General features: G+C 61.5%; 35 protein-coding genes, 3 tRNA genes and 1 pseudogene. 32 read left to right on the plus strand and 7 right to left on the minus strand.

The genetic code is table 11. The annotated features are described in order from the left end of the window. Positions 1 to 149: 149 nt before the first annotated feature. From ACO06R_RS11670 to ACO06R_RS11680, 3 genes are read left to right on the plus strand one after another with little or no spacing between them, the layout of a single operon-like run. Positions 150 to 1,121: an ABC transporter permease gene (locus ACO06R_RS11670; RefSeq protein ID WP_421849771.1), complete on the plus strand. Its 972-nt coding sequence runs from the start codon at positions 150 to 152 to the stop codon at positions 1,119 to 1,121. Next, positions 1,118 to 2,086, plus strand: a complete 969-nt coding sequence (locus tag ACO06R_RS11675; protein ID WP_421849774.1) for an ABC transporter permease — start codon at positions 1,118 to 1,120, stop codon at positions 2,084 to 2,086. The genes ACO06R_RS11670 and ACO06R_RS11675 overlap by 4 nt, the downstream gene beginning before the upstream one ends. Continuing rightward, the gene (locus ACO06R_RS11680; protein ID WP_421849778.1) at positions 2,083 to 3,801 is read left to right on the plus strand and encodes a dipeptide ABC transporter ATP-binding protein; all 1,719 of its coding nucleotides are present in this window, start codon (positions 2,083 to 2,085) and stop codon (positions 3,799 to 3,801) included. Before ACO06R_RS11675 ends, ACO06R_RS11680 begins: the two co-directional genes overlap by 4 nt. A 31-nt stretch (positions 3,802 to 3,832) precedes the next feature. On the opposite strand, the gene ACO06R_RS11685 is transcribed toward ACO06R_RS11680, so the two are convergent. After that, positions 3,833 to 4,477, minus strand: coding sequence for a ThuA domain-containing protein (locus ACO06R_RS11685; RefSeq protein WP_421849781.1), 645 nt, complete (start codon positions 4,475 to 4,477; stop codon positions 3,833 to 3,835). A 79-nt stretch (positions 4,478 to 4,556) separates the two neighbouring features. On the opposite strand from ACO06R_RS11685, the gene ACO06R_RS11690 reads away from it, so the two are divergent. The 19 genes and pseudogenes from ACO06R_RS11690 to ACO06R_RS11780 form a co-directional block, all read left to right on the plus strand. Further along, a tRNA-Gly gene (locus tag ACO06R_RS11690) sits at positions 4,557 to 4,630 on the plus strand. Positions 4,631 to 4,766: 136 nt separating this feature from the next. After that, positions 4,767 to 6,530, plus strand: a complete 1,764-nt coding sequence (locus ACO06R_RS11695) for a DNA cytosine methyltransferase (protein ID WP_421849784.1) — start codon at positions 4,767 to 4,769, stop codon at positions 6,528 to 6,530. Then, positions 6,527 to 6,991 carry a hypothetical protein gene (locus tag ACO06R_RS11700; protein ID WP_421849786.1) on the plus strand — a complete coding sequence of 155 codons (465 nt, stop codon included), beginning with the start codon at positions 6,527 to 6,529 and terminating at the stop codon, positions 6,989 to 6,991. Before ACO06R_RS11695 ends, ACO06R_RS11700 begins: the two co-directional genes overlap by 4 nt. Further along, positions 6,988 to 7,881, plus strand: coding sequence for a DNA adenine methylase (locus ACO06R_RS11705; RefSeq protein WP_421849789.1), 894 nt, complete (start codon positions 6,988 to 6,990; stop codon positions 7,879 to 7,881). Before ACO06R_RS11700 ends, ACO06R_RS11705 begins: the two co-directional genes overlap by 4 nt. Then, positions 7,878 to 8,219 (plus strand): hypothetical protein, encoded by a 342-nt coding sequence (locus ACO06R_RS11710; RefSeq protein WP_421849792.1) that lies wholly within the window; start codon positions 7,878 to 7,880, stop codon positions 8,217 to 8,219. Before ACO06R_RS11705 ends, ACO06R_RS11710 begins: the two co-directional genes overlap by 4 nt. Further along, positions 8,216 to 8,578 (plus strand): hypothetical protein, encoded by a 363-nt coding sequence (locus tag ACO06R_RS11715; protein ID WP_421849795.1) that lies wholly within the window; start codon positions 8,216 to 8,218, stop codon positions 8,576 to 8,578. Before ACO06R_RS11710 ends, ACO06R_RS11715 begins: the two co-directional genes overlap by 4 nt. Continuing rightward, entirely contained in the window at positions 8,575 to 8,787 is a 213-nt protein-coding gene (locus ACO06R_RS11720) for a hypothetical protein (protein WP_421849798.1), read from the plus strand. Before ACO06R_RS11715 ends, ACO06R_RS11720 begins: the two co-directional genes overlap by 4 nt. A gap of 43 nt (positions 8,788 to 8,830) precedes the next feature. After that, complete coding sequence (locus ACO06R_RS11725; RefSeq protein WP_421849801.1) at positions 8,831 to 9,817, plus strand: GP88 family protein; 987 nt, start codon at positions 8,831 to 8,833, stop codon at positions 9,815 to 9,817. A 22-nt stretch (positions 9,818 to 9,839) separates the two neighbouring features. Then, positions 9,840 to 10,241: a hypothetical protein gene (locus ACO06R_RS11730; RefSeq protein WP_421849804.1), complete on the plus strand. Its 402-nt coding sequence runs from the start codon at positions 9,840 to 9,842 to the stop codon at positions 10,239 to 10,241. After that, entirely contained in the window at positions 10,238 to 10,507 is a 270-nt protein-coding gene (locus tag ACO06R_RS11735) for a hypothetical protein (RefSeq protein WP_421849807.1), read from the plus strand. Before ACO06R_RS11730 ends, ACO06R_RS11735 begins: the two co-directional genes overlap by 4 nt. Next, positions 10,500 to 11,531: a DUF5131 family protein gene (locus ACO06R_RS11740; protein ID WP_421849810.1), complete on the plus strand. Its 1,032-nt coding sequence runs from the start codon at positions 10,500 to 10,502 to the stop codon at positions 11,529 to 11,531. Before ACO06R_RS11735 ends, ACO06R_RS11740 begins: the two co-directional genes overlap by 8 nt. Next, the gene (locus ACO06R_RS11745; protein WP_421849812.1) at positions 11,528 to 12,091 is read left to right on the plus strand and encodes a hypothetical protein; all 564 of its coding nucleotides are present in this window, start codon (positions 11,528 to 11,530) and stop codon (positions 12,089 to 12,091) included. Before ACO06R_RS11740 ends, ACO06R_RS11745 begins: the two co-directional genes overlap by 4 nt. Then, positions 12,084 to 12,530, plus strand: coding sequence for a hypothetical protein (locus ACO06R_RS11750; RefSeq protein WP_421849815.1), 447 nt, complete (start codon positions 12,084 to 12,086; stop codon positions 12,528 to 12,530). Before ACO06R_RS11745 ends, ACO06R_RS11750 begins: the two co-directional genes overlap by 8 nt. Continuing rightward, positions 12,530 to 12,730: a hypothetical protein gene (locus tag ACO06R_RS11755; RefSeq protein WP_421849819.1), complete on the plus strand. Its 201-nt coding sequence runs from the start codon at positions 12,530 to 12,532 to the stop codon at positions 12,728 to 12,730. Before ACO06R_RS11750 ends, ACO06R_RS11755 begins: the two co-directional genes overlap by 1 nt. Positions 12,731 to 12,787: 57 nt before the next feature. Then, a complete protein-coding gene (locus tag ACO06R_RS11760) occupies positions 12,788 to 12,961 on the plus strand; it encodes a hypothetical protein (RefSeq protein WP_421849823.1) in 174 nt (57 codons plus the stop codon). Then, a complete protein-coding gene (locus tag ACO06R_RS11765; RefSeq protein ID WP_421849826.1) occupies positions 12,961 to 13,524 on the plus strand; it encodes a hypothetical protein in 564 nt (187 codons plus the stop codon). The genes ACO06R_RS11760 and ACO06R_RS11765 overlap by 1 nt, the downstream gene beginning before the upstream one ends. A 47-nt stretch (positions 13,525 to 13,571) precedes the next feature. Beyond that, entirely contained in the window at positions 13,572 to 13,925 is a 354-nt protein-coding gene (locus tag ACO06R_RS11770; protein ID WP_421849829.1) for a hypothetical protein, read from the plus strand. Continuing rightward, positions 13,922 to 14,254: a hypothetical protein gene (locus tag ACO06R_RS11775; protein ID WP_421849832.1), complete on the plus strand. Its 333-nt coding sequence runs from the start codon at positions 13,922 to 13,924 to the stop codon at positions 14,252 to 14,254. The genes ACO06R_RS11770 and ACO06R_RS11775 overlap by 4 nt, the downstream gene beginning before the upstream one ends. Beyond that, positions 14,251 to 14,394, plus strand: a pseudogene (locus tag ACO06R_RS11780) (helicase HerA domain-containing protein); the annotation flags it as partial. The gene ACO06R_RS11775 and the pseudogene ACO06R_RS11780, both read left to right, overlap by 4 nt. Positions 14,395 to 14,448: 54 nt before the next feature. On the opposite strand, the gene ACO06R_RS11785 reads toward ACO06R_RS11780, so the two are convergent. Further along, complete coding sequence (locus tag ACO06R_RS11785) at positions 14,449 to 15,168, minus strand: hypothetical protein (protein WP_421849835.1); 720 nt, start codon at positions 15,166 to 15,168, stop codon at positions 14,449 to 14,451. A 209-nt stretch (positions 15,169 to 15,377) separates the two neighbouring features. Between ACO06R_RS11785 and ACO06R_RS11790 the strand changes: the two genes are divergently transcribed. The 8 genes from ACO06R_RS11790 (at position 15,378) to ACO06R_RS11825 (ending at position 19,861) form a co-directional block, all read left to right on the plus strand. Beyond that, positions 15,378 to 15,451 (plus strand) — tRNA-Gln (locus tag ACO06R_RS11790). Between the two features lie 98 nt (positions 15,452 to 15,549). Beyond that, on the plus strand, positions 15,550 to 16,008 hold the full coding sequence (locus ACO06R_RS11795) for a hypothetical protein (protein WP_421859535.1): 459 nt from the start codon (positions 15,550 to 15,552) through the stop codon (positions 16,006 to 16,008). After that, complete coding sequence (locus ACO06R_RS11800) at positions 16,008 to 16,361, plus strand: hypothetical protein (RefSeq protein ID WP_421849838.1); 354 nt, start codon at positions 16,008 to 16,010, stop codon at positions 16,359 to 16,361. The genes ACO06R_RS11795 and ACO06R_RS11800 overlap by 1 nt, the downstream gene beginning before the upstream one ends. Then, positions 16,358 to 18,049 (plus strand): SNF2-related protein, encoded by a 1,692-nt coding sequence (locus ACO06R_RS11805; protein WP_421849840.1) that lies wholly within the window; start codon positions 16,358 to 16,360, stop codon positions 18,047 to 18,049. Before ACO06R_RS11800 ends, ACO06R_RS11805 begins: the two co-directional genes overlap by 4 nt. After that, complete coding sequence (locus ACO06R_RS11810) at positions 18,046 to 18,519, plus strand: hypothetical protein (protein WP_421849843.1); 474 nt, start codon at positions 18,046 to 18,048, stop codon at positions 18,517 to 18,519. The genes ACO06R_RS11805 and ACO06R_RS11810 overlap by 4 nt, the downstream gene beginning before the upstream one ends. An 11-nt stretch (positions 18,520 to 18,530) precedes the next feature. Further along, positions 18,531 to 18,722, plus strand: a complete 192-nt coding sequence (locus ACO06R_RS11815; protein WP_421849846.1) for a hypothetical protein — start codon at positions 18,531 to 18,533, stop codon at positions 18,720 to 18,722. A gap of 4 nt (positions 18,723 to 18,726) precedes the next feature. Continuing rightward, positions 18,727 to 19,599 carry a hypothetical protein gene (locus ACO06R_RS11820; RefSeq protein WP_421849849.1) on the plus strand — a complete coding sequence of 291 codons (873 nt, stop codon included), beginning with the start codon at positions 18,727 to 18,729 and terminating at the stop codon, positions 19,597 to 19,599. After that, positions 19,592 to 19,861: a hypothetical protein gene (locus tag ACO06R_RS11825; RefSeq protein ID WP_421849853.1), complete on the plus strand. Its 270-nt coding sequence runs from the start codon at positions 19,592 to 19,594 to the stop codon at positions 19,859 to 19,861. Before ACO06R_RS11820 ends, ACO06R_RS11825 begins: the two co-directional genes overlap by 8 nt. A gap of 51 nt (positions 19,862 to 19,912) precedes the next feature. Here the strand turns inward: ACO06R_RS11825 and ACO06R_RS11830 are convergent, their stop codons facing one another. The 4 genes from ACO06R_RS11830 to ACO06R_RS11845 are packed head-to-tail and all read right to left on the minus strand — an operon-like array spanning position 19,913 to position 21,898. After that, positions 19,913 to 20,110: a hypothetical protein gene (locus ACO06R_RS11830; RefSeq protein WP_421849856.1), complete on the minus strand. Its 198-nt coding sequence runs from the start codon at positions 20,108 to 20,110 to the stop codon at positions 19,913 to 19,915. Beyond that, entirely contained in the window at positions 20,107 to 20,409 is a 303-nt protein-coding gene (locus ACO06R_RS11835) for a hypothetical protein (protein ID WP_421849859.1), read from the minus strand. Before ACO06R_RS11835 ends, ACO06R_RS11830 begins: the two co-directional genes overlap by 4 nt. Next, positions 20,406 to 20,918, minus strand: coding sequence for a 3TM-type holin (locus ACO06R_RS11840; RefSeq protein WP_421849863.1), 513 nt, complete (start codon positions 20,916 to 20,918; stop codon positions 20,406 to 20,408). The genes ACO06R_RS11835 and ACO06R_RS11840 overlap by 4 nt, the downstream gene beginning before the upstream one ends. Beyond that, positions 20,915 to 21,898: a glycoside hydrolase family protein gene (locus ACO06R_RS11845; protein ID WP_421849866.1), complete on the minus strand. Its 984-nt coding sequence runs from the start codon at positions 21,896 to 21,898 to the stop codon at positions 20,915 to 20,917. The genes ACO06R_RS11840 and ACO06R_RS11845 overlap by 4 nt, the downstream gene beginning before the upstream one ends. A gap of 180 nt (positions 21,899 to 22,078) precedes the next feature. Between ACO06R_RS11845 and ACO06R_RS11850 the strand changes: the two genes are divergently transcribed. Both ACO06R_RS11850 and ACO06R_RS11855 read left to right on the plus strand, forming a co-directional pair. Next, positions 22,079 to 22,155: transfer RNA gene (locus tag ACO06R_RS11850), tRNA-Met, on the plus strand. 374 nt (positions 22,156 to 22,529) lie between these two features. Further along, complete coding sequence (locus ACO06R_RS11855) at positions 22,530 to 22,763, plus strand: hypothetical protein (protein WP_421849869.1); 234 nt, start codon at positions 22,530 to 22,532, stop codon at positions 22,761 to 22,763. Here the strand turns inward: ACO06R_RS11855 and ACO06R_RS11860 are convergent. Next, entirely contained in the window at positions 22,760 to 23,044 is a 285-nt protein-coding gene (locus tag ACO06R_RS11860) for a hypothetical protein (RefSeq protein ID WP_421849872.1), read from the minus strand. The two genes, ACO06R_RS11855 and ACO06R_RS11860, sit on opposite strands and share 4 nt — an antisense overlap. Positions 23,045 to 23,049 lie beyond the last annotated feature (5 nt).

A 23,049-nucleotide genomic window follows, 5' to 3' on the forward strand; every position in this document is an offset into this window, starting at 1 on the left:
GCCTTCATTCGTAATGCGGGGCTACCGGTTGGGCAAGCTTCGGTTTTCCCGCTGTTTCGAGCCAACGTAATTCGGTCGACCGAGCGAACCAGGCAACACAGTTTGCCGCGGCTGTTTCCGATCAGGTTCGCAGGGGACGGTGGGCGCAGATGCTTCCATTCATCATCAGACGTATCGGGCAGTCCATACTGGTTCTGCTGATCACCGGTGTCATCGCATTCTCGATGTTTCGCTTTGTGGGCGATCCCATCGACAACATGCTGGGGCAGGAGCGCACGATGGCGGACATCGAGCGCATGCGCACGCAGCTCGGCCTCGATCAGCCGATACCGGTGCAGTACTTCAGGTTCCTGCAAGGCGCGGCCCAGGGCGATTTCGGCATCAGCTACCGGCAGGGGCGCGAGGTGTCGGAGATCATTTCGGAACGCGCGCCGGCCACCTTGGAGCTGGCTGCCGTCTCGGCGGTTTTCGCCGTGTTGCTTGGCGTCGTGCTCGGTGTCTTTACCGCGATCAGGCGTGACGGCTTTGTCGCGAATTTCATCATGTCGGCGTCGCTGGTCGGCGTTTCCCTGCCGACCTTCTTGATCGGAATCCTGCTGATCTACCTGTTCTCGGTCGAACTGGGCTGGCTGCCCAGCTTCGGCCGCGGCGAAGTCGTGAAGATCGGCTGGTGGTCGACTGGTCTGCTGACCGAGAGCGGTATCAAGTCGCTTGTCCTGCCGATGATCACGCTCGGCCTCTACCAGATGACCTTGATTATGCGGCTTGTTCGCTCCGAGATGCTGGAGGTTCTGCGGCAGGACTACATCCGGTTTGCGCGGGCGAGGGGATTGAGCGACCGAACGATCAATTTCCGCCATGCGCTGAAGAACACGATGGTGCCGGTGATCACCGTTATCGGCCTGCAGCTTGGCGCGATTATCGCCTTCGCCATCATCACCGAAACCGTGTTCCAGTGGCCCGGCCTCGGTCTCCTGTTCATCAATGCAATCCAGTTCGTCGATATCCCCGTGATGGCGGCCTACCTGATGATGATTTCGGTGATGTTCGTCCTTATCAACCTTTTGGTCGACATTCTCTATGCCTTCATCGATCCGCGCATAAGGGTATCCGGTCCATGACTTCCCAAGACCCCGCTTCGCCGGTCGCAAGAGAGACGACGCCAGGTGCAAATTCGCGCCTGCGCCGCGCGCTCGACAGCGATTTCATGTATGCGTTCCTACGCTCGCCGGTGGCGCTCGTATCGGCGGTCGTCTCTTTGACGCTGATACTCGCGGCAGTCTTCGCGCCGATTGTAGCGACAACGAACCCGTTCGATCCGTCGACGCTCAACCTGATGAACGGCTTTACGCCGCCGATGGAGGCCAATGCCTTCACCGGCGCGACCTTCATCATGGGCGCTGACGATCAGGGCCGCGATGTGTTTTCGACCATTCTTTACGGAATGCGCATCTCGCTCTTTGTCGGTTTCGCGGCGGTGCTGTTCGCGGTTGTCCTCGGTATCGTGCTCGGGCTGCTTGCGGGCTATTTCGGTGGCTGGACCGAGAGCATCATCATGCGCGCCGCCGATGTTCAGCTGACCTTCCCGTCTATCCTCGTCGCCATGCTGATCTTCGGGATCGCCAAGGGGATCACACCGGTGGAGTACCGCGACCAGATGGCAATCTGGGTCTTGATCCTCGCCATCGGGCTGAGCGACTGGGTGCAATTCGCGCGCGTGGTGCGCGGCGCGACATTAGTCGAAAAAAGCAAGGACTACGTCGCTGCAGCGCGACTGATCGGCCGCCGGCCTTTCGCGATCATGGTACGCCACATCCTGCCAAACATTCTGTCGCCGGTGCTGGTCATTGCCACGATATCGCTGGCGCTGGCGATCATCGCCGAAGCGACGCTGAGCTTCCTCGGTGTCGGCGCGCCGCCGACGCAGCCATCGCTTGGCACGCTGATCCGTATCGGCCAGGGCTTTTTGTTCTCCGGAGAGTGGTGGATACTGTTCTTCCCGGCCTGCACCCTTCTCGGGCTTGCGCTCAGCGTCAACCTGCTTGGCGACTGGCTCCGCGACGCATTGAACCCGCGACTAAAATGACCGATCCAGTTCTTTCCATCCGCGACCTGACGGTCGAGATTCCCACCCGCCACGGCATCGTCAAACCGGTGCAGAATGTCAGCTACGACATCCGCCCCGGCGAGATTCGCGGCGTTGTCGGCGAAAGCGGCGCCGGCAAGTCAATGACAGGAAACGCGATCATCGGGTTGCTAGATCCGCCAGCGCACATTGCATCCGGCGAGATCTGGCTGAAAGATCAGCGGATCGATCTTCTGGATGCCGAGGAGAAGCGCCAGATCCGCGGCAGCAAGATCGGCATGATCTTCCAGGACCCGCTGACCTCCCTGAACCCGCTTTTCACGGTCGGCGAGCAGCTTGTCGAGACCATCCAGTTGCATCTCAACGTCAGTGCGACCGAAGCGCGGGACCGCGCGCTGGCGCTGCTGGAACGGGTGTCGATTCCGAACCCGACAGAACGCTTCAACCAGTATCCGCATCAGTTTTCCGGGGGCATGCGGCAGCGGGTCGTCATCGCGCTGGCCTTGTGTTCGGAGCCCTCGGTCATTGTCGCCGACGAGCCGACGACCGCGCTCGATGTATCCATCCAGGCGCAGGTTCTGGACCTGATCAAGGAACTGGCGGCCGAGCGGGAAGTCGGCGTGATCCTGGTAACCCATGACATGGGCGTGATCGCCGATACGACCGAACAGGTCACGGTCATGTATGCCGGACAGGTTGTCGAAAGCGGGCCGACCGACAAGATCCTCGGCTCTCCGACACATGAATACACCAAGTCGCTGATCTCCGCCGTTCCCCGGCCGCAAGTGAAGCTGCACCGCTTTCCGCAGGTCAGCTATGGCGGGCGCGAGACAACGTTCAAGATCGAGGATCTGGCGCGCAACTGGAAAAAGTCCGCGTCTTCGACATCCGGGAAGCTGCTTGAGGTCCAGGGGATCACCAAGGAGTTCATCGAGCGCTCGTCGATCATCCCGTCACAACGGCGGTTTTTTACCGCGGTCGACAAGGTTTCGTTCGATATCAGGGACGGCGAGGTCTTCGGACTGGTTGGCGAAAGCGGTTCGGGCAAGTCCACCGTGGCGCGCATGATCGCTACGCTTTATCCGACGGACGGCGGCAAGATTTTCTTTGACGGGGAAGAGACGACCGCGATGGACGCGGCGGGTATCGCGCGCTACCGGCGACAAATCCAGATGATCTTCCAGGATCCATTCTCCAGCCTGAACCCGCGTATGCGGGTCGGCGACATTGTCGCCGAGCCGCTTTTGCACCACAAGATCCTGACCGGCAGTGCGGCCGAGACACGGGTACGGGAACTGCTGGATCGCGTCGGATTGTCGAAGGATGCCTGGCGCAAGTTCCCGCACGAATTTTCCGGCGGTCAGCGCCAGCGCATCTCGATCGCGCGCGCGCTCGCAACCCAGCCCCGGTTCCTGATCTGCGACGAGCCGACCAGTGCGCTCGACGTGTCGATCCAGGCGCAGATTCTCAACATATTGAAGGATCTGCAGGAGTATCTGGGGCTGACCATGTTGTTCATTAGCCATGACCTGCCCGTGGTCCGGCAGATGTGCGACCGTGTCGGCGTGATGAAGCAGGGCCAGCTGATCGAGGTGCAGGACACCGAGAGCCTGTTCAAGGCGCCGCAGCACCCCTATACGGCCGAATTGCTGGAGCTGATGCCGCGACTGGCACAATTGAGTGTAGACGAGGCGGATGTGGAAGCCGCGGGCTAGCCTGCCAGTAACCAATCAGATTGCCGGTCGGTCAGATCCGCGCTGCCCAGTTCAGCCCGCGCCGCAGGATCATGTTCGTCTGGGGAATGTCGAATTCCTTCAGCGAATGGCCGAGCGATGAATAGAAGACGCGGCCCTTGCCATGCTTGCGCTTCCAGACGACCGGGATTGTGACGCCGTCGATCGAGTCGTCATAAGTACCGTCAAAGGTTGTGGTCGCGAGCACCTCGTTCGATGGATCGACATGCATGTAATACTGCTCCGAGCGGTAAGCGAAGGAGGCGATGCCGTTCATCACCGGGTCGTCGGGCCTGACGACATCGACGCGATAGTCGATGACATCGCCCGGATGGGCCACCCACTGGCCGCCAACCATGTATTGGTATTCGACCGCGTTGCGGAATGAATCGCCCATGCCGCCGTGGCAGCCGCCGAGACCGACGCCGCCGCGCACGGCCGCCGTCAGATTGTCGAGTTCGGCCTTCTCGATAGTCGTGTCGGTAAAGGCCGGCACGATGAGATGAAAATCTGCGAGCGCCGGATCCGCGAATGCGGCCGTTCCGCTCTCGATCCGTACATCGAAGCCATCGTCGGCGAGCATGCCGCCGATCGCCTTTGCCCAGCCTTCCGGCTCGTGGCCTTCCCAACCACCCCAGGCGATAAGGGCCTTGCGCATGGTTATTCTCCTTGGCGATTCGGCCCCACGGGCGATTTCCATTGATTGTCGTGGCTGTTTCAAACTACCTATAGGGCAGGCGGGCGTAGCTCAATGGCAGAGCAGAAGCTTCCCAAGCTTACGACGAGGGTTCGATTCCCTTCGCCCGCTCCACCAACCACCCCCGTGTCGGCAGTAAATTCAGTACCTTAGCCGGTTTCCGTGGCTTATCGGCTCCTGCGAAAGCGGGATACTGTGCAACATACTGTGCAACAATTGGCGATATACGCCCCGATTCCGGGGACAACGCATGAGCCGCGGCAAGCGCAAAATGCTGGTCGCCGACCTGCTTTGCGGTGCCGGTGGTTCGTCGACGGGATGCCGGCGCGCGCTCGCCGAACTCGGCCTCGAGATGGAACTGGTCTGCGTCAATCACTGGCCGACAGCGATCGACACGCACCAGCGCAACCATCCCGAAGCCCGTCACTACGTTCAGGACATCGCGACGGCCCGTCCGCATCTATTGGTGCCGGAAGGTTATCTCGACCTGCTGATGGCATCGCCGACATGCACATACTTTTCCGTCGCGCGCGGCGGGAAACCCACTTCGGATCAGCAGCGTTCAGATCCGTGGCACATCATCACCTGGCTGACCGAGTTGCGCGTCAAGCGGGTCATCATCGAGAATGTGTGGGAATTCATTCATTGGGGGCCGGTCAACGCCCGCACCGGCAAGCCGATCAAGTCCCGCAAGGGCGAATATTTCCATGCATGGATCGAGACCATCAAACGTCTCGGTTTTGAACCGGAATGGCGCAAGCTCAACGCGGCCGACTATGGCGATGCGACCACGCGCCAGCGGTTCATCCTCATGGCCCGTTCCGACCGCAAGACGGTGCACTGGCCGATGCAGGCGTATCGCAAGCGCTCAGCGATCGGCGCGGAACTGTTCCCGGATGCGAAGCCCTGGAAGCCGGCGCGCGAAATCATCGACTGGTCGATCAAGGGCAAGTCCATCTTCAACCGCAAGAAGCCCTTGGCGCCGAAGACGCTGGCGCGCATCCATGCCGGTGCCGTGAAATTCGGATGGCCAGAGCCGTTCCTGGTGGTCCTGCGCAATCACATGAGCGCACAGGGGCTGGATGTGCCGATCCCGACCATCGCGGCAAGCGGCAATCACATTGGCTTGGCTGAGCCAGTGATAATCTCGCCGCGCCACGGAAAGGAGGGTGCAGGGCCTCGCCCAAGACCTGTAGCCGACCCACTTCCGACGATTACTGCAGGCGGCAGCCAGGTGGCGGTCGCCGAACCCGTCATCCTCTCGCAACACAACAGCGGCGCTCCCCGCTCGGCAGACGATCCGTTGCCGACCATCACGACCGGCGGCGCGGCATCCGAACAGCGGCAGGGATGCGCACGGCCGATGCTGGTCACCGTGGCGCATGGCAACGATCCGCGCGAGAGAGACCCGAACAGCCGGCGCGCGCACAATGTCGAAGATCCGCTCGGTACCGTCCATGGCGACGGCAGCGCTTATGCGGTGGTGGAGCCGTTCGTTCTGTCGCAAGCTTCTGGCGGATCGCCGCGCCCGGTCAGCGAGCCTATCCCGACGGCGCCTACGGGCGGGGCGCATGCGCTGATCGCGCCCTACTATGGTTCGGGTTCCGGCGAGACCTGCAAGCCTGCCGATGAGCCGCTGGATTCGATCCGCACCAAAAGCCATCTCGGCATGGTCGTTCCCGTCACGCACTCCAAGGGCGGCAACAACGCCCGCGACGTGGCCGATCCGATCCCGACGCTGACTACCGCCAAGGGCGGTGAGTTCGCGCTTTGCGAGCCTTCCGACGAGTTCGACATCCTGTTCCGTATGCTCGAACCGCACGAGCTGGCCGCAGCGATGGGCTTCAACGACGAGGACCGCGCCTACGAGTTCGCGGGCACCAAGACCGAGCAAATCAAGCAGATCGGCAACGCGGTTTCGGTGGCGAAGATGAAGGCCTGCGTCAGCGCGATCATGGCAGACGCCGCACCGCCGGTCTCCGAGGAATCCGCGTTTCGGGAGGCGGCTGAATGAGTGTTCAACCATTCCTGCCATTCCAGAAAGATGTCTGGATTGAGGTTCGCGACGGAAACGACACCGGACGCGCTCTCTTCGACCGCCATTACTCTCGCTACCGTTACGCCGATGGTCGAAAGCCGTTGCTTTACGTCGGCCCGGGCGAGAAGTGCGTTCTGCTGACGCCGTGTGCGCGAGCCCTGTTCGCCTGGCGCCGGTTCATCAGCGGTGATGGGCAGTTGGGTGTGAACTGCGCAATCTTTCGAAACGAGGGTGCCGGTTTATCGAGCCATCTAATCCGCGCGGCCGACGCCATAGCCGACCAGCGCTGGCCCGGTGAGCGCCATTACACCTATGTCGATCCACGCAAGATCGCGAGTGCCAATCCCGGCTACTGTTTCAAGTGCGCGGGTTGGCGGTTTTGCGGCGTCACCAAGCGTCGACGGCTTCACATCTTGGAACGGGAGGCGGTGGGATGAACACTTCTCCGACACGACCGGTTCTGCGCTGGCACGGCGGCAAGTGGCTATTGGCGCCCTGGATCGTCGGCCATTTCCCACCGCACCGGATTTATGTCGAACCGTTCGGTGGTGGCGGATCCGTGCTGATGCGCAAGCCGCAGGTCTATGCCGAGGTCTGGAACGATCTGGACGACGAGGTGGTGACGCTGTTCCGGGTCTTGCGGGATCCCGTAACCGCAGATGAATTCGAGCGGCGCATCCGCCTGACGCCATTCGCGCGCAGCGAATTCAACGCGGCCTATGAGGCAACCGACGATCCGGTCGAAAAGGCGCGTCGCCTGGTGGTCCGCGCCGCCATGGGCTTCGGTTCCAATGCGCATGCCTCACAGCACAAGGGGCACCGGTCGACCGGGTTCCGGGCCAACTCCAACAGGCGCGGTACGACGCCGGCGGGGGATTGGGCGAATTGGGCGGACCACATCGGCCGGTTCGTGGAACGGCTTGCCGGCGTGGTTATCGAGAACCGCGACGCGCGCGATGTCATGGCCGCGCATGACAGCGGCGAGACACTGCATTACGTCGATCCGCCCTATCTGCCGGAGACCCGCGCGCGCGGAAACAAATACGATCTGGCTTGGCGGATGTATCGTCATGAGCTGAGCCGCAAAGACCACGAACGGCTGCTGGCGTTCCTCGACGGCTTGGCCGGCATGGTGGTGCTGTCGGGCTATCCGCACCCGCTCTACGACGCCGCGCTGGCCGGCTGGCGGCGGGTCGAGAGGCTGGCCCATGCCGATGGCGCGCGCGAACGCACCGAGGTGCTTTGGATCAACCCGGCTTGTGCTGCCGCTCTCGATCGCCAGGCCGCCGGCGGACCGCTGTTCGACCAATTGGAGGCAACCCGATGACCAATCGCCCCATCGATGACCTCGCCCAGGATATGGCCGTCTTCGAAGCCATGAAAGCGATGCTCGTCAAGAACGGCTCGATGGACGATGCCGAGCGCTATCACCGCTGCATCATCGAAGCGCTGAACAACGAGCATGACGAAGGAGCGCGATCCGCGAGCGCGGTCATGGAGGGATTCGCGCGCGCGCTGGCGCAACTCGTGGCGAACATGTCACCAGACATGGCCACCGGTTTCTTGAACTATATCGCCCATCGCGCCGAGGAACTGCGCCTTGCCTATGCACAGGCCGGAACCGGCGCGCGCGTCATCGCAGACGGCGAGGGAGGGACGGCATGAACGGGCGTGCCATCGTGCAGTATCTCGGTATCTGGCTGATCCCGATATACGGCTTTCGATTGGCCGAAGCGGTGACGTCAAACCTGACCCATGTGGCCGAAGTGCTGACGCATACCGCACTCTTAGCGGTGATATTCATCTGCTGGTTCTGGTGCCTGAGTGGCTATGTCAAGTTCCGGCTCGCCGAATACAAGAAGCATCTTACGCACGAGGTCTTCGAAGCCAGCAAGGCCGTCGATCTCGAAGGCGAAACCTACCTCATGTTCCCAACAGACATCGAACGGCAGCGCGAATTCGCTGCGATCAATCGCAGCGTGACGAAGATCTGGCGCGCCGTCGAGAAGGGAGGCGCAAAGTGAACGACCATCCCTGTTTCCATTGTCGGCTGGCCGATTGCGACGAGACCAGCCGTGGATGCGAAATCCGCGTCCTTCTCGCGCGCTACAAGAACAAACTCCGGAAGGGCCGGCATGGGGAGATTGTCGGGCTTGAGCGCATGGCCAGCGCCATCGTCAAGAGCGATCGTCGGCGCCGGAAGACCATCGCGGCAGAAGAGGTGGTGGCATGACCCGTGACTTTGGCGCACCGGGCGGAATCGGGGGCATCACAGCGTGAGCGGACGGATTCTCCCCGACCTGACGCAGACCGTGGTGGCGTTGCACCCGAATGAGCGGCCGCTATCCGAACGCGACGCGCTGATCCTCAATCTCTATACCGCCAAAAAGCCGATCGACTACATTGCCGCGCAGGCCGATTGCTCCAAGGCGACGGTGGACGCGACGATTGACCGGTTGGGCCTGCCGCGGCGGGGCAGGGGCGCACCAGGCATTCTGCGCGGCAAGCGCAAGGCCCGCAAGACGAGAAAGGCCGTGGCGCGGCATGGCAGCCATCTCGTCGGCGACAAATCCGCGACGTTGCTCCCGGTCAATAATCCGGCGTTGACGGAAAAACGCACGGTCTACACTTCGACTGTGGTTTCGCCGCGCGATCATCCGCGTTGCCTGATTCCGGCCCGCAACAACCGCAAGATCGGCGGCGTCGTCCGAAAGGGCTCGTTGAAGGGAATGCCCATTTTCACGCTCGCTCTGGAAGAACGGGCGACATGTCCGGCCACCTGCCGGCATTGGCGGAGCTGTTACGCCAACAACATGCACTTCCTGAAACGTTTCCGCCACGGTGAGGATCTGGAGAAGCTGTTACCGCTCGAGATTGGCGGTCTCATGCGCCAGTTTCCGGGTGGCATCCTGGTCCGGCTGCACATCGCCGGCGACTTCTACAGCGTCGACTATGTGCGCGTGTGGAAGCGGCTGCTCGACGCCCATCCGAAACTGCATGTCTTCGGTTTTACCGCGCGGATCGATGGCGATGATCCGATCTGCCGCGAACTGGTGGCGCTTACGCTGCGCCTCTGGCCGCGTTTCGCGATGCGGTTCTCCAACGCGAATATCGACGAACTCGCCACGGCGAGCATCGAGCACCCCCTGCAGAAACCGGCCGATGCGGTGATCTGCCCGGCGCAGACGGGGCAGGCGGAGAGTTGCAGCACATGCGCTTTGTGCTGGCAGGGCAAGACCAACATCGCATTCCTGCAACATTGAGGTTTCGAAGAAGGAGAAAGAAATGGAGACCGAGTTTGACCGCGATATCGAGGATGGCTTCGAGGAAGCCTCGCTGGATCCCGATGCAAAGGATCCGGACGGCTTCGAATGGGCAATCATCGAGATCTTCGGCCACCGCACCCATGCCGGCCGGGCGCGCGAGGAAGAACGCTTCGGCTCCAAGATGCTGCGCATCGACGTGCCAACGCTTTCGCATGTTTCGACCGATGCCGAAACGGGCGAGTCCAGCTACGGTATCTCCCGCTGGACCACACGTTACTATGGCGGCGGTGCGGTGTTCTCCTATGTGGTCACCGACGAGCAAGCCGTGATGCGGGCGAACCGGCCTTATATCTCGCCATACCGCGCCCGGTTGCTGGACCACCAGGAACAGGATCCGGATATCGATCTGGTGGAGGAATGATGATCCATCCTTCGCCGTCAAAGGCTGTGCCGCTCGAGCTGCGGTTCAACATCATCAATGCCAGGCGTACCGCGCTCAACGATGTTCACAAGCTTCTCATGGAGAAGATCGAACAGGAACTTGCCGCCAGTCCCATCAGTCCGATGGAGGAAGTGAACGCGCGTGTGCGCCCGCTGTTCGACGTCGCGCGCCGCGTTCTCGACATGGCGAAAGATTGCTTGGAGGAGATGAACAGGCTGGGCTCGGAGGACAGTGCCGATGGCTGAACACACCGCCATCGCGTGGACCGACGCGACCGTCAGTTTCTGGTGGGGCTGCTCCGAAGCCGGGCCGGGCTGCGACAACTGCTATGCCCGTGACATGAACAACTGGCGCGGCAACGGCCAGTGGGGTCCGGGCGCGCCGCGACGCTGGATCAAGGGTGCGCCGGCGATGCTGCGCAAACTGCAACGCGGCCATGGTGCCTGGATGTCGAAGTACTTTCGCCACCGGCGGGTGTTCCTGCATTCGATGTCCGACTTCTTTGACAATGAGGTCGATCGCGCATGGCGCGTCGCCGCGTGTTCGGAGATCGAGAACGCGCCGGATCTCGACATCCAGATCGTCACCAAGCGGCTTACCAACGTGGAGAAGCTGGCGCCTGCGCACTGGCTCGCCGGCGGCTGGCCGCAGCATGTCGGCCTGATGGTAACGATATGCACCCAGACGGAATGGGACCGCGACGTGCCGCGGCTGATCGCGCTGAAACTGAAACACGGCATTCCGTGGATCGGCATCTCGATGGAGCCGATGCTTGAGGAAATCCACATCGTCAAACCGGTAGATATCGGTGACCTGCAAGGTGTGGTGCCCATGGTCGAGCGGGGGACCGTCTATCCTCCGATTGCGTTGCGGCTTCTCGACTGGATCATCGTCGGCGGCGAAAGCGGTCGGTTCGCGCGGCCGCTACACCCCCGTTGGGTGCGCCGCGTGCAGCGGAATTGCGGGCTTTATGATGTCGCCTTCTTCTTCAAGCAATGGGGCGCGTGGGCACCGGGCTATCGCGACGGCGCGGACATCACGCTGCGTCTGACCAAGGACGCGCCGAAAAAACTGCGCTGGCACAAATGGTTTGACGGAACACCGCCTTCCGCCTTCGTCGGCGCGGACCGGTCCGGCGACAAACTCGACGGTCAGCGCTGGCAGGACTTTCCAACCTTCGGACGAACCGGCCCAAGGCTCGGAGTGGATATGTCGGAAGAAGCCGGCGGCGGTTCGATGGAGTTCGTCAACGGAAGCAGGACACGATGACCGTCGAATTTGGAGCAAACCTGGACGCGATGAACCTTGAAGGCATGGGTCAATCAGAACGGGCGGCCCTGGATGGAGAAACGGGAGGGCTCGCCCGAATGCCCGGCACAGCGCTTAGCGCCACGTCTCCGAAAGCCGGTCGCGTCCATCTCTATCTGCGGGGCAAAGCAGGAGGCGCGTGGGATCCGCGCCACCGAAACCGAACACTGAAGGACACCCCGATGCCTGACAAGCAAGACATACCCGTTCCCGCGGATGTGCAGGAATACGGCGATAAACACGGCGTGCCAACGCTTGTCGAAACAGCATATCGCTCAGGTTTTGTGGACGGTAGCCGCACCCTCGAAGCCGAGCGCAAGGCGCGGGAGGAAGCGGAAGCCGATGAACACGAAGCGCATCAGATCATGCAGCGCGAACACGACAAGCTGATTGAAACATTGCGCCAACTGGAACAGGCGAAGGCTGCGCTGGAAAGCATAGCGCATCAATCGACTGATGAAGCTACTAGAAAAGGTGCTGCGGCCACCCTCTCCGAACTCAACGGAGAAGACGATGGCTGACTACACCCCCATCATTTCGAGGCTGGAGAAGGCGGACAGGGCGGATCGGGAACTGGACGTTTTCGTATACGCTGCCGTCTACGGCTGGGAACTTGCCTATAATCGAAACAACCTTCTGATCGCTGACACCGGTAAGTTTCGAGAATGCATCGGGACAATTGATCCTGGCAAGCACCAGCGAAATTTCAGCACAGGCCGCGACGACATTCCCCGCTACACCGACTCCCTCGACGCCACCATTGCCCTGTGTGAGCGCATGCTGGCGGAATGCGATTTGAGAGTTGAAAAATGGTGCGGCGAATACCTCGCATCAGCCGAATACGTCGCATCAGCCGATGGTGACGATCTAATCTTTGCCGGATCGGGTAAGGGCGCAACCCCCGCCATTGCCCTTTTGCTCGCTCTGTTCCGCGCCCTGCAAGAACAGGAATCCGATTAATGCCCCGCGCCCAACTCCCCGTCTATGGCCGCGTCGACGGCAAGAAGTGCATCGTCTCCTACGTCGCTTATCCGTGGGACACGAACCCGCGTCCGCCGACCTATCGGGGCAAGCCGTACCGCGTCTTCGGCAACCCATGGGTCGCCGCCTACACCTTCACCGTTCACCAGCGGAACATCGATGCACTGGAGGTGCCATGAAAGGGAAGTGACGATTTGAGCAAAACCTGGCCAACCAACTCGAAAGGATCAACTGACATGTTCGACATCAAAGCCGTTGAGGCCGAGGCGAGAAAAGAGATCGCAAACAAGAAGGCAGAGGACGCCAAAAAGAAGATCAAGACCGCCCTCCAGCGGATCGAGGACGCTGAGGCGATCCTACGAAACGCCAAAGAAGAATACGAGGTCTTGCTCCGGGACATCCGCGGCTGATGGACTTCGATAACCGAATGCTATCCCGCCCGGTGGAAGTCCATTGGGCGGGGTGGCGTAGCAACACTTTCGCGCTCCAGCAGCAAGGCTGGTCCCTGAGCGCTGAACAATCGTTCGAGCGACGGTCCATGCGTCTCGCCATAAGGAACGAACGCTTGGACATCGTAGGGATCACCGCAGAGGTCGAGTGGGATTACATGAGATATGCCCACGATCCGATGGCTGCCCTGCCAACGCTCCCGGTTCAACTTCTAAGCCACAAGATCGACGTGATGCGCGAGGGCGGCTACATGGCCGACTTCCGGCCCATCGACGCCCAGCCGATGATGGTCCAGCGCAAGATTACCTCTTTGGAGGACTATGCGCACTTCGTTCCGGCCTTGGTGCGGACACAGCAACTGATCGTTCCCGAAGATACAGTCGATAGCCTGATGTCTCGCATCCTTGAGATGCAGCAAGGTCCACGCATCGAGCGCATTCGACGGGAGATACGGGAGGGCGAACGGATCAATTTCGAGCCGGAGCAGAAATTCCACGCCCAGATCATCAGCCTTGCGGCGTAGAGCGCACGCAAAAATCATCGGCAGAATATCGACCAGATGGAGACAACATGAACATCAAAGGGAAGTGGGAGTTTCAATTCGAGCCCACAATTTTCGGTGGTGATGGCAATCTCTACATGGGTTTCCAGCGTGAAGACGGTCGACGGGAATTGGTCAAGCCGTTCACGCTGGAACTTCAAGCCGAGCACGGTCTTGTCATTGATCCAACGCTTAAGGGCGGATTCTACCAATCTCCGGGCGGCGCTACCGGTTTCCTGCAGTCGGCGCTTGACGAGGCATGGCGAATTGGGCTGCGCCCGACCGGGCACGATTCCTCGCAAACCGAATTCGATGCGCTGGCGCGACACTTGGAGGACATGCGCGCGATCTCCTTCGCCAAGTTGCGGGTCGAGAAGCCATGACCGATCGCATCACCTGCCTTGTTCCGGGCTGCCGGCGGACTGTACCGGCCGATCAGTATCCCGAAGGTTACGAGATTGTCTGCCGCGACCATTGGCGACTCGTGCCGTCATCGCTGCGCCACCGCTACCACCAGCTCCGCCGCCGCCGGCGCAAGATCCAGCGTCTGGCGCAGAAGGTCGGCGCCGACCTGGTGCAGGAGCGCACGCAGCACGCACTCATCACGCTGGAACAATTGCAGATGCGCAACTGGCAAGAGATCAGGTATTATTTCCTACACCCCGACGAGCCGGAAGGCCTCGACAGATTCTTGGAGGAGGCGGGCTTTTGAGCGATGGACACACCCTTCTGCCGCCGATCGTTCTCGACCGGCATATTGCAATCCTGGGCAAGACCGGCTCCGGCAAATCCAATGCCGCCAAGACGGTCGCTGAACACCTCATGAGTTCGGGAAAACGCGTCTGCGTCATTGACCCGACCGGGACGTGGTGGGGGCTGCGTCTTGCAGCCGATGGCGCCGGCGCTTCAAACCTTCATCCGGTGATCTTCGGTGGGCATCACGCTGATGTGCCGGTTGGCCGCGCGCATGGTGCGGCGGTCGCCGAAGCCATCGGTACGACATCGACATCGGCAATCATCGACACACGCGTAATGAAGGTGGCGGAGCGCACGGAGTTCTTCTCCGGCTTCGCCGAGCAGCTTCTCAGCGTCAATCGCGGTGACCTGCATCTGATCATCGACGAAGCGCATCTGTTCGCGCCACAGGGGCGCGTCAACGATCCGCGCTCTGGTGCCATGCTGCACGCCGCCAATAACCTGGTCAGCCTTGGGCGCGGTATAGGTCTTCGCATCATCATGATCAGCCAGCGGCCGGCAAAGCTGCACAAGGACAGCCTGACCCAGGTCGAAACGCTGATCGCCATGCGCCTCATCGCGCCGCAGGACCGGGGAGCCATCAAGGACTGGATCGCCGAGTGCGCGGATCCTGACACCGGCAAGGAGATCATCGCATCGTTGGCGTCGCTGCCGACCGGCGATGCGTGGGTGTGGGCACCCGGCATCGACATGCTTGCACGCAGTCATTTTCCGCTGGCGTCGACATTCGACACCGGCAAACCGACCGCGCATCAGCAGGCGCTTGACGAGATCGACCTGAGCGAGATCGTCGAAAAACTTGGCACCATCGAACAGGAAGCCAAGGACAACGATCCGAAGCTGTTGAAAAAACAGATCGCCGACCTTCAAGCCGAACTACGCAAGAAGCCGACCGGCGCGTCACAGGCGGAACTGCAGGCCGCCGAGGCGCGCGGCTACGAGCGTGGATACGAGACATGCCGTCTCGATACTCACCGCAGCTCGTTCCGGGAGGGCTTCCACGCAGCCGCGCAGCAAGTGATGGCGGCAGCGGCCAAAGCGGCGGCGATCGAGCCGGACGACATCGAGATACCGCCTCTTGCTCCGTCGCCAAGTGGTAAGGCTCCGGTCTTTGATACCGGGATCGCAGGTTCGAATCCTGCCGGGGCAACCACTTCCCGCAGCAATAGAGCGAACCCTCAGCGGAAGCCACCCGCCGCTACCGACCCCGAAACGGGTGTTTCCGGTAGCGAACCTGAGATCACACCCGCCTTGCAGCGCGTTCTGGATTCCATCGGATGGTGGCACCATATCGGTATTGAGAGCGTCCAGCGCGGTCATGCAGCCGTCACGGCCGGCCTAAGTCCGAAAGCGTCGACATTCGGCGTCTACACCAGCAAGCTCTCTGATCTTGGGTATGTGGAGACAGCGGGACCGGGTGCGATCCGCTTGACCGAGTCCGGCAAACGGCGCGCGCATCCACCGGCGGATGCGAAAGTGCTCGACATGGCCATGGCGAAAGTATCCAATCGCGCCGCCGAAGCATTGCGTTTTGTCGCCGATCGCTATCCCGAATCCATTTCGCGCGACGAGATCGCAGACCAGATGTGCCTTTCGCGCACAGCCAGCACACTTGGCGTCTATCTGAGCGAGTCTTCGAAGCTCGGCTTCATCGAGACGGATGGGCCGGGCAGGGTTCGCGCGGCCGATTTCCTGTTCGCCGGGCACTAATGATGGAACCGGTTCAAGCCATCGCTTCGGATCTGGAACGGTTCCGCGTCAGCCTTCGCGCCGAGAAGGCGACGCAGGCCGACATCGCGCGCTGCCTTGACACCATCGGCCGCGCCTACCAGCGCGAGGTCCGGCTCGACGCGAAGAACGTCATCGACTTCCTGGTCGACGGCATCGGCATCGAGGTCAAACTCAAGGGCGTGAAGCGCAATGTGCTGCGCCAGTGCCGGCGCTACTGCGCCTTCGAGGAAATCCGTGGACTGATCCTGTTCACCAATCTCGCCATGGGCCTGCCGGCCGATCTGCACGGCAAGCCGGTCATGGTGGTTTCGGCGGGGAGGGCGCATCTGTGAGGCTCTATGGCGAATGCCGCTTCTCTGAGGCTGGCGGCGCGGGGATCGGGCCGCGTTGGGTGCTCTACGGCTACAAGCCGAACACGTCGCGCGTGCTGAAACAGGTGTTCGAGAGCATCCCCCGCGAAACCATCGGCCATTGCCAGTTGCCGGACACGCCGCAGATGCGCGCCGACCTGCGGTGGTTCTTCATGCGCTATCCGTTCGCGATCTCCGACAACGACAACCAGCGCCTCGAGACCGGCCATGCGCAGATCATCGAGCGCAACGACCTGATCGACCGGATTCTGCGCGACGACTGGCAGCCGAACACGCTGGCGCAATTTCGCGAGGATCGGCAGCCATGGCATTTCCAGAGCCAGGCCGGCGCGATCGCCGCGCAGATGGGCGGTTTGCTGATTCTCGATGATGTGGGCCTCGGCAAGACGGTCTCGGCGTTGGCGGCGTTTCTCCAATATGGCCGGTTTCCCGCTGTCGTGGTTTGCCAGGCGCATCTGGGCGAGCAGTGGCAGGAGGATTTCATCGTTCCCTTCACGACGCTGCGCGCTCACGTCATCAAGGGCACGCGCCCCTATGAACTGCCCGATGCCGACATCTACATCTTCAAATACTCGAATATCAGCGGCTGGATCGACTATTTCGAGCCGGGCCGCTTCCATGCCTTCGCCTTCGACGAAATCCAGGAGTTGCGCACCGGGTTCGAGACGAAGAAGGGCGCTGCGGCCAAGGCGATTGCGCAGAATTGCGGCCTGGGCATCGGGCTGACCGCCACACCGGTCTACAATTACGGCTCGGAGATCTTCAATGTCGTCGAGGTGATCAAGCCGGGTGCGCTCGGATCCTGGGCGGACTTCATACGCGAATGGTGCACGTCGACGGGCAACGGCAAATGGGCGGTCAGGGAGCCCGATGCGCTCGGCCATTTCCTGCGCGAGCAGAACATAGCCATCCGCCGCACCGAACATGACGTGGGCAAACAGATGCCGCCTGTCAACACGCTCGTCCACGAAGTGCCCTATGACGAGGACGTTATCGAAAGCTGCGAGGCGGAGGCGATCGCCCTTGCGCAGCGCGTTCTCGAAGGCTCCTTCCATACGCGTGGCCTGGCGGCGCGCGAACTCGACAAGATGCAGCGCCGCATCACCGGCATGGCCAAGGCACGCCATGTTGCCGCCCTGGTGAAAATGCTGGTCGACGGCGGCGAGCGGGTGCTGCTCGGCGGATGGCACCGCGACGTTTATGACGTGTGGCTCGACGAACTCAAGGACTGCGCGCCGGTCATGTACACCGGATCGGAAACGCCGGCGCGCAAGCGGAAGACCAAGGCGGCGTTTGTGGCCGGTGATGCCGGCGTGATGATCATCTCCAACCGCTCCGGCGCCGGCCTCGACGGGTTGCAGGATGTCTCCAAAACCGTGGTGCATGGCGAACTCGACTGGTCGCCGCAGGTGCACAAGCAGTTGACCGGCCGGCTGCGCCGATCGGGGCAACGCGCCCAGGTGGATGCGATCTTCTGTCACTGCAATGGCGGCAGCGATCCCGCGATCCTCGAAATGCTTGGCCTGAAATCGGATCAGGCGCGCGGCATCGTCGATCCGTTCTCCGAGCGCACCGAAATCGTCGAGCATGACGACACACGCATGCGCACGCTTGCCAAACAGGTTCTCGCACGAAGGAAATCGCCATGAAACAACGCAACCTTGCCCGGCGCGGATTTTTGAAGGGTCTGATGGCGGCACCTGTCGCCGCGCACCAGATGAGCGATCGAGTACTTCGCCAGATGGGGTTTACCGCCGGATCGGAAGTGGTCGGAGCAGCAATGGGACCACCTAACGCTGTTGACCCGGTCGCTCCCGAAACGAACCTCCGTTTTATCGGCAAGTTCAAGAACTGGATCGCGAAGAACGGCCTGCCGCAGTGGAAACGCGAGGAATGCGCGCGCCGGGCCATGGCTCATCGACAAAACTACGGGCTCGATCCGGATCTCGCCGTGCTGCGCTCCGTGTCGCCGATCTTCAAGGCGCAGGAACAGCGCCGACGCAACATCAGGCGCGAGGAAGAGTGGGCGATATCGGCGGTCGTCAACGACGCGCGGCGTCGGAGATTCGAGCGGCTATCAGAAGGCCACTTCGGTGAACCATTGTTTTGGCATCATTAGGGGATCGCGACATGCCTATCAGAATATACGGAGCAATCCTGCTGCTTGGCCTAGCGGTTGCTGAAGCCGCCTGGCCCGGATGGAATGGTCTCATGTTTGGCGCAGCCGACATCACGCCGGATGCCACGCGCATCTCGGTGACGATCTATCTCACAGCCGCCATCGTCGTCGTTTTCACGTCATCGCGCTCAGGGAGGTTGTAATCGCATGACCAGCGCACCCGATATCTGCATCTATCACGCCAATTGCGATGACGGTTTTGCGGCCGCCTATGTGATCTGGAAGGAATGGGGCAACGCGGTCGAATTCGTTGCATGCGACTACAAGCACAAGCCGCCGGATGTCACCGGCAAGGACGTGCTGATCGTCGACTTCTCGTTTGACCTCGGCACGATGCTTGCCATGGCCCGTCAGGCGCGGCGCATCATCGTTCTTGATCATCACAAGACGGCGCGTGATGCGCTCTGCGAAGTGCCGCGCTGTCCCGTCAAGAGCCCCATGTCGACCATCGTCACGGCGCAGGGCTGCGAAACATTGGCGGATGGACTGTGGGTGCATTTCGACATGCGCAAGGCGGGCTGCCGTCTCGCCTGGGAGTATGTCCACGGCGACAGCCGGACGATGCCCGAATGGATGGTCTGCGTCGAGGATCGCGATCTTTGGCGTTTCAACCATCCCGATACGAAGAAGATCAGCGCGGCGCTCCGTTCCCACCCGCGCAAATTCGAAGTCTGGGACAGGTTCTCGATCTTCGATCTGGAACGGGAGGGCCGCGCCATCCGCCGCTATATCGACCAGACCGTCAGCAACATCGCCGACACGGCGTTCACCGAAAAGATCGGCGGGCACACCGTGCCGGTTGCGGCGTGTTCCTATGATTTCGTGTCGGATGTCGGCCATGAACTGCTGCGGCGCAATCCGCGTGCCGCCTTTGCCGCCTGCATCATCCGCACCCGCGACGGCACCACCTATTCGCTGCGTTCCGACGATCGTCGCATGGATGTGTCGCAGATCGCGCGCGCCCAGGGCGGTGGCGGGCACCGCAACGCGGCAGGCTTTCGAGTGAACGACGATGTTTGAGGCAGAATTGACCGCGCCCGATCGGGTTAGTCAGCTTCTCGAGGAAATCGAGGTGGGCAAAACGGTTATCGAGGCGCATGGAAACCTCGTCCTGTTCGTCATCCGTCACGAACAGGGCGTCACCGCGCAGATCCTTACGGTCGACCAGGCATTGAAGTTAAGCGAAGGAATCCGGGCCATCGCGATAACCGCGTCGCGCAATGCTCAAGAACCATCGAAGCCGGAGAAGGGGAAGTCAGGAGAAGGTCAACGGCATCCATAGCCGTTTCCTCCCCCTGGCAGCCCATTCGGTCTGGGACCGATAAGACAAGGCCTAGCCGGTGCACGGGTTCGGCGTCAACGGCGCAGGGCCGGTTTGATCGGGTTGCGCACAGGCTCTCTCGGTCGCGCCCGCATCGGGCACAGGGCGCTCGCAACGCTCCAGGCTGTTTCCCACGATCACGATCACCCATGCCACGGCGAGCAGGTACCACCAGTGGCGTTCGCTGATCCGCCTGCGCTCCGGGATCATTTCGCCCGCCTCCACTCGCGCAACAGCTTGAACACCATTTCCTTGTCGATCGACACCAGCGCGCGCACGAAGGCCTCGCCGGTCAGCGCCAGCATGCCGGCCACCGCGTATTTCATCACATCGGTTTCGACCGCCATGTAATGCAGTACGGGACCGGTGAAGATCGCGGCCGCGAACACGGCGACGAACCATGTCAGCAGCGCGGCGCGCATCGTTACCGGCTTAGATGTAGCAACCTTGATCGCCGCGCCACCGAGCACGGCAAGGACCATGAATGGATCGATGTCGCCAAGTCTCACAGACTGTCCCTTTTAGCGCCGAGAATGCCTTCACCACCGCGAATGCCGTAGAGCAGCGGCAACAGCCAGAGCAGCGTCTCCCAGGCGATTGTGGGCGGCTGTACCAGCGCCGGCAGGTCATGCAGCGCGAAAGCGTAGCCGACCAGTTGCAACAGCGAGTTGCCGACCGGCGCGAACAATCCCGCATAAAAGAGGATTACGACGCAGACCCAGATCGCGGCAGGCCGCGCGCCGGCAACGAAGATGGACGGATTCTTGGCTTCGGAAAGGATTGCGGCCCATCGCGCAGATGCCGTCTGCTCGGCGGCGGCAACAGCTTGTGCAAAGGCTGCGGGATCGCTGTCGGCAAGATCCTGCAATGCACCGGCGTTAGCCGGAATTTCCGCGTGTTTGGCAATCTCGGCGACGACTTCGCCGACCCGCCCGGTGCGCGCGACCTTTTCGAGCACCGAGGCGCCGAACCGCTTGAGCAGCGCCGGAACGATCGTTGCGGCCAATGTCTCGATCATGGCTGGCTCCCTTCGATCAGCCGCACCAGGTCGGACGGATCGCCGGTCAGGATCATCGCGACAATCGCTGCGATGATCGCGACCGCAATGCCGATTGTGCCGAGACGCCCGGTCGGCTTGCGGCCGGCCGCTGGCGGTGCAGCGATACCGGGATCATCCGGCTGCCGCCCGAATTCAGGGGCGGGCGCCGGGGGCACCGGTGGCGGTGTTGGCACGGTGCGTTGCACTTCCAGCGCATCACGGATCGAGGCAAGCGTCTTTGGCCCGGCTTTGCCGTCCGCTTTCAGCCCGAAACGGCGCTGGAACTCGGTCACCGCGGCCTCGGTGCCGTGGCCGAATATCTCATCCTTCACGCCGTCATAGTAGCCGAGAGCGGCCAGATCCTTGATCAGCGCGCCGACTGCAGGGCCGGCTTCGCCGCGCTGGAGAACACCATCGGCCATCGCATCGACCGGCATGTGCCTTGTCGAGCCGATACCGGTATAGATCCCGCGTTCGAGCAGAAGCGCCTCTTCCTTGCGGCGGCGCACCAATCCAGGCAGACGGCGGCCCTGCGCTGTCGTGCCGGTTTTGCGCAGAAGTGCTGCAGCGCCGGCGATATCGCCGCGCTTGACCGCTTGCGCCCATTTCCATTGCAGCGATCCGGGACCGAGGTTGAAAACCGGTGACACCATGCCGTCATAGATGTGCTGCTCGACTTCCCGGCCGAGGAAGTCGTTGACCGCTTTTCCGTATTCGCGGTCGCACAGATAACGCAGCGCGTCTTCGGCTTCTGCGCGACTGATCCGGGCGCCGGGGCCGAATTTCACGCCGGGCTTGTTCTCATGCCACCAGTCGCGGAAGGCGTCAGAACGCCAGGTGAAGCCAATACCGATGGTCGGAATGCCGACCGGATCGAGATAGTACCGGGCGACGAATCCCTCATGAGCGCGGAGGAATTTTGCACCATTCTCTGAAAGTGAGTTGAGCGGCTTGCGCATGATGACGAACTCCGTAGAGCACGTCATGCGCGTAGGACGCGGTTTCTATATCAGATTGGGCGCGGGAGATAAAGGAAACAGAGCTGGTTCTTAGCTTGCCGACATGCGCAGAATCGCAAACTGACCTTTGTGCTTGCCTCAGCCGGCTTGATAAAAAATACATGACGTATATTGTCGCGACGTGGAGTGGAGCAGTCCGGTAGCTCGTCAGGCTCATAACCTGAAGGTCGCGGGTTCGAATCCCGCCTCCGCAACCAGTTCGAAGCCCGACAGAAGATTGCACCCCGCGAAGAGGGGCTGGGAGTAGGTTCAAGATCACAACTTGAGCGCCAAACCAGCCCCGCCGGGTGTCCGGGATTGGCAAATCCGCATCAACCAAAGTTTACAAATCGTATATTTCGTTTACTGATGGCATGTCGACAGGCAATTGCCGCTGGCCCGGCGTCCATCCTCCTCCCGGTCGCCGGGCTGCTCGACAGGAACGATTGCGGTGAGGGCATGTGAAGCCGTCTAGTCCCAGGCAAGGTGCGGCCCGTTAGCGGGACAGCGATCCGGTGACGACCGGAGCCAGACAAACGCCGCTCATGTCCTCTCCCCGCTCGTTTGACGCCCAATTGAGATGACGACACCCATGGCCGATATCATTGAATTGCCCGTGATAACCAGCCTGCCGACAGATCCCGCGCGCATCCTCGATCGGGCGCCGCGCGACATGGCGCGTGTGCTGGTCATCGGAAAAACGGCAGATGGCGAATTCTATTTTGCAGCATCCGATCCGGACGGCGGTACCATGCTGTGGGACATGGAGCGGGCGCGTTACAAACTCATGCAGCTTGTCGAGGCATCCGAAGATCAGGGTGACTAGGCAGACATTCCCGAATAGGCCAGCCAGCCTTGTAAAGTCAGCGACATTGCGGTGCCTAAAAGCCAGGTGTTCAGCACCCTGAGCCGACCGAACAACAGTCGCATCACTCCCACAACCAGCGCTGCGCCCATCGCAATCGCAATACCCCCGCCAATGGCTTCGCCGAAATAGCGGGTTGCTGACGTGTGTATGTCGACAAATCCGATGACCATCACCAGAACCGTGCCGGCGAACACGGCCAAGAGAAAGCCCAACGTGTGCTGCCCAATCGTTGCGATCATCCCGC

Origin of the sequence: Oricola sp. (assembly GCF_965230365.1) — a bacterium.
Lineage (GTDB): Bacteria > Pseudomonadota > Alphaproteobacteria > Rhizobiales > Rhizobiaceae > Oricola.